Source organism: Streptomyces sp. SID3343, assembly GCF_009865215.1.
Lineage (GTDB): Bacteria > Actinomycetota > Actinomycetes > Streptomycetales > Streptomycetaceae > Embleya.
This window is the reverse complement of the sequence record NZ_WWJX01000113.1, coordinates 1-4,566: the sequence shown is the minus strand read 5'-3', so window position 1 is coordinate 4,566 and position 4,566 is coordinate 1. Positions and strand designations below refer to the sequence as shown.

At 71.0% G+C, this 4,566-nt stretch carries 4 protein-coding genes; 2 read left to right on the top strand and 2 right to left on the bottom strand.

Annotation, left to right across the window (positions count from 1 at the left end; translation table 11 throughout):
* On the top strand, positions 1-568 hold a 568-nt coding region (locus GT354_RS03945), incomplete at its 5' end, for a biotin-dependent carboxyltransferase family protein (RefSeq protein WP_161354758.1).
* On the opposite strand, the gene GT354_RS03940 is transcribed toward GT354_RS03945, so the two are convergent.
* Positions 555-1,802: a cytochrome P450 gene (locus tag GT354_RS03940; RefSeq protein ID WP_161354759.1), complete on the bottom strand. Its 1,248-nt coding sequence runs from the start codon at positions 1,800-1,802 to the stop codon at positions 555-557. The genes GT354_RS03945 and GT354_RS03940 overlap by 14 nt on opposite strands.
* Positions 1,803-1,957: 155 nt before the next feature.
* Positions 1,958-3,322 (bottom strand): glutamine synthetase family protein, encoded by a 1,365-nt coding sequence (locus tag GT354_RS03935; protein WP_161354757.1) that lies wholly within the window; start codon positions 3,320-3,322, stop codon positions 1,958-1,960.
* Between the two features lie 486 nt (positions 3,323-3,808).
* Here GT354_RS03935 and GT354_RS03930 point away from each other — a divergent pair.
* Positions 3,809-4,566 (top strand): acetoacetate decarboxylase family protein (locus GT354_RS03930; RefSeq protein WP_161354756.1); only part of this gene is annotated, 758 nt, incomplete at its 3' end.

The following is a 4,566-nucleotide window of genomic DNA, read 5'->3' as shown; positions in this document are numbered from 1 at the left end:
GACGTACGGCCTGCGCAGCTATGTGGCCTTCGCCGGCGGCGTGGCCGTCGAGCCGGTCCTGGGCAGCCGATCCACCGACCTGTTGTCGGGTCTGGGCCCGCCGCCGATCGTGACCGGCGACGTGCTCCCAGTGGGCTGCGGCGGCGCCGCCCTGCCGGCTCCGGGCGCGGACGTGGCCCGCTGGCAGGGGCCGCCCGCCGAACTCGTGCTGCCACTGCTGATCGGGCCGCGCCACGACTGGTTCACCCCGGCCGCGTTGAGCGACCTGGCGCGGGCGCGATACACGGTGGCGTCGGCGAGCAACCGGATCGGGCTGCGCACCGACGGGCCGCCGCTCGCCCGGCGCCGTACCGACGAACTGCCCAGCGAGGGCATGGTGTCGGGCGCCGTCCAGGTGCCGTCCGACGGGCGCCCGGTGGTCTTCCTCGCCGATCACCCGGTCACCGGCGGCTATCCGGTGATCGGCGTGGTGCCACCGGAGCACCTCACGGCGATCGCCCAGGCGCGACCGGGTACGCCCGTGCGCTTCGTGCCCACGGGACCGGCGAGCAGGCTCACGCCGGGGTGATCGTCACCGGGAGTTCCTTGATCCCGTTGACGAAGTTGGAGCGCACCCGGCGCACGTCGCCGGCGAGGGTGATGTCGGCGATGCGGGGCAGCAGTTCCTCGAACATGATCCGCAGCTCCAGCCGGGCCAGTGCGCTGCCCAGGCAAAAGTGCGGGCCACCCTTGCCGAAGGTGACGTGGTCGACCTTCTTGCGGGTGACGTCGAAGTCGTACGGGTTCTCGAACACGGCCTCGTCGCGGTTTCCCGAGGCGAACCACAGCACGACCTTGTCGCCCTCGCGTACGCGCTTGCCGCCCAGTTCGGTGTCGCGCGTCGCGGTGCGGCGGAAGTGGTAGACGGGAGACGCCCACCGCAGGCACTCCTCGACCGCGTTCGGCATCAGCGTGAGGTCGTCGCGCAGGCGATCCAGTTGCTCGGGGTTGCGGATCAGCGCGAGCATCGAATGCGAAATGGCGTGCCGCGTGGTCTCGTTGCCCGCGACCACGAGCAGCAGGAAGTAGTTGTCGAAGTCGTGCTGCGACAGCGGCACCCCGTCGCAGGGAACCTGGTCGACCAATCGGCTGACCAGGTCGGTGCCCTGGCCGCCGCGCCGCTTGGCGGCCATCTCCCGACCGTAGTCGAAGACTTCCAGGGATGCCGGGCTACGGAAGGGCAGGTCGCGATATTGCTCGCTCTCCGCGCTCTCCAGCAGTACGTCGGCATAGTCCGGGTCGGTGTTGCCGATGATCCGGTTGCCCCAGTCGATCAGTTTCTCGGTGTCCTCGTCCGGCACGTCCAGCATCCGCGCGAGCACGTTGATCGGGAAGTCGGCGGAGACCTCGCGCACGAAGTCGAACGTGCCCTTGGCGAGCGCGTTGTCGAGGGTGGTGGCGGTCAGACCGCGCAGGAAGGTGCCGTAGTCGGCGATCGCGCGCGGCGTGAACTGCTTGTGGAGCAGCTTGCGCAGGGCGGTGTGGCGCAGGCCGTCGGTCTCCAACATCGAGCGGCGGACGGCGATTTGCGAGTCGTCGACCTCTTCGAGGTTGGTGAACCGCGACGACGTGAACGTCTGCGGGTCGCGTTCGACGGCGACGATGTCGGCGTGCCGGGTCAACGCCCAGAAGCCGCTGTTCGGTTCCTTTTCGGGCTGCCAGTGCACGGGGTCCTCGCGGCGCAGCGTGTGGAACATCCGCCACGGCGTTTCGCCGTCGAGGAAACGGTCGTTGTCGGCGAGGTCGATGTCGGCGAGCGGCATGGGCTCGGGGGCGACGGGGGTGTGGGTCGCGATGGGGGTGTGGGCCGCGATGGGGGTGGGCGGAGTGCTCATGCTGGGCTCCCGGCGGGTCGTACGAGGGCGGCGGGCGTGGCCGGGCAGGTGGCCGGCCCCCGGTGGTGGGCGTACTGCCCACCTCACAGGTGGTAGGCGTACTCCTCGAACTCCCAGTCCGTGACGTGCCGTCGAAAGCGCGCGACCTCGTCCCGCTTGTAGGTCAGGAACGCGTCGGTGAACTGTTTGCCGAGCAATGCGGTGATCGCGTCGTCCGCCTCGAACGCGTCGAGCGCCTCGGCGAGCGTCGTGGGCAACCGCGACGCCTTGGCGACGTCGTAGCCGTAGCCCTCTAGCGGCGCCGGCGCCTCCAGGGTGTCGCGCACGCCGATGTACACGGCGGCGAGCAGCCCGGCGATCGCGAGGTAGGGGTTGGCCCCGGCGTCACCGAGTCGGATCTCCAAGCGCGCGCCCGCGCCGCGCTCGGGCGGTATGCGCACCATCGCGCTGCGGTTGTCCAAACCCCAGTCGATCAGCCACGGTGCGAGCGTGTCGGGCCCGAAGCGCTTGTACGAGTTGACCGTCGGGTTCATCAGCGCGGCCAGGGCGGGCGCGTGCGCGAGGACGCCGGCGATCGCGTGGTGGGCGACGTCCGACAGTCCGTGCGCGCCCCGCGGGTCGTCGAAGACGTTGTTCCCGGCGGCATCGAGGCAGCTCAGGTGCAGGTGGAACCCCGAACCGCCCTCGTCGTTGAAGGGCTTGGCCATGAAAGTGGCCAATCGCCCCTCCAAGCGGGCGAGTTCCTTGATCGATGCCTTGAACCGGAAGGCCCGGTCGGCCGCGTCGAGCGCGTCCGAGTGGTCGAGGTTGATCTCGAACTGGCCCGAGCAGTACTCGTGGTTGCCGGTGGTGACGCCGATCCCGAGCGCGCTCAACTGCCGTAGCGTGCGCAGCAGGTGCCCGTCCGGATCGCCGCGCCGGCCGGCCACGTACACGTTGCCGGTCGCCTCGCCGTACCGCCGCCAACCGCCCTCGCGGGTGGGAGCGGGGTCGGGTTCACACAGGAAGTACTCCAACTCGGGCCCGATCACCGGCCGCAGCCCGACCTCGGCCGCCATCCGGGTGAGCAGGTCGCGCAGCAACGACCGCGGCGCCTCCGGGGCGAGCCGGCCGGTCGCGGGGTCCAGGGTCTCGCTCAGGCACCACGCCACGCCGGGTTCCCACGGGATCGCGACGAGGGTGTCGAGGTCGGGGTAGACGCAGATGTCCGGGAGGCCGGCGTCCAGGCCGCCGGCGACGGGCACGGTCTCGCCGCGCGGGGTGGTGTGGAAGACCGCCCGGCAGAACGCCAGGCCGTGCGCGCATACCGACGGGAGGTGGTCCACGAGGACGTCGCGTCCCCGGTCCGTGCCGATCAGGTCCGGGTAGGCGACGCGGACGACGTCGATCCCTCGGCCCTTGAGATCGGCGAGCACTTCGTGGACCCGGCCCGGTACGGATGCATTCACCGGATACTCCTCGCGCAGGGCGGGCGGCGGCAGGACAACCGCTGCACAGGACGGCCCGTTCAGGCCCGGTAATTCGTTTGAACCCAAACCATATGGACGGCGCCGGTGTCACACAAGGGGTTCGCGAGGGCTTTTCTCGGTCCGGCGACGGGTCTCGTTCGGGGCTGGGGCAGGTCCGGCTCGGGCGAGGGGGCCGGTCCGGCTCGGGCGTGGGGGCGCTTGCCGTTCGGGCGTGGGGGGTGCGTGCGGTTCGGGCGTGGGGATGCGTGCCGCTCGGACGTGGGGGGTGCGTGCGGTTCGGGCGTGGGGATGCGTTCCGTTCGGACGTGGGGGGTGCGTGCGGTTCGGGCGTGGGGATGCGTTCCGTTCGGGCGGGGTGCGTTCCGTTCGGGTGGGACGAGGGGTGGCGTCCGGCGTGACAACGAGTCGCGCGGGGCATATCGTACGGACCCAAACGATTAGCGTTGTGCTTCGAGGGAGGCGCCGATGCCCGGCGTACACGGTTTCTTCCATCCCAAGACCGGCACGGGCCGCTCCTCGCTCGTCCCCGCGCCCCCGTGGCAGTACTCGGGGGACCTGCTCACGATCGAGTACCGCACCGACCCGGCCCGGGTCGCCGAACTGCTGCCCCCGCAACTCGCCCTCGCCGACGAGGACCCGGGTGCGGTCGCGCTGATCTGGGCCGACTGGCAGTCGTGTTCGGGTGAGCGGGCGGAACTGCTCGACCCGGTGCGCAGCCAGTACAAGGAGTGCTTCGCGGTGGTGCGCTGCCGATACGCCGGGCAGACCTATTCGCGCTGCGTCTACATCTGGGTCGACAAGGACTTCGCAATCGCCCGCGGCCTGCACCAGGGCTACCCGAAGAAGCTCGGCTCGATCCACCAGACCCGGCCGCACCCCTACGGCCCGGCGCCGCGGATCGAGCCCGGCGCGACGTTCGGCGCGACGCTGGCCGCCGCCGACCGGCGGTTGGCCGAGGCGGTGGTGACGCTGCGCGAACCGGCCGCCCACAACGGCTTCGTCAACGGTCACCCGATGGCTCATCACCGGTGGCTGCCGTCGATCGAGCCCGGCGGAGGGCTGGCGCTCGACGAACTGGTGGTCAGCGGCGCCGAGTCCGCCGAGGGTGGCCAGGTGTGGCGCGGCGACGCGGACCTGGCCCTGTTCGAGGCGCCCACGGAGGAACTGGCGCGCCTGGAGGTCGACGAGGTGATCGGCGCGTACTACCGCCAGGTCGGCGTGGT

Coding starts and splice junctions, on each gene's coding strand:
- GT354_RS03940 (WP_161354759.1), bottom strand. CDS start 1,802: ATGCCGCTCGCCGACATCGACCTCGCCGACAACGACCGTTTCCTCGAC.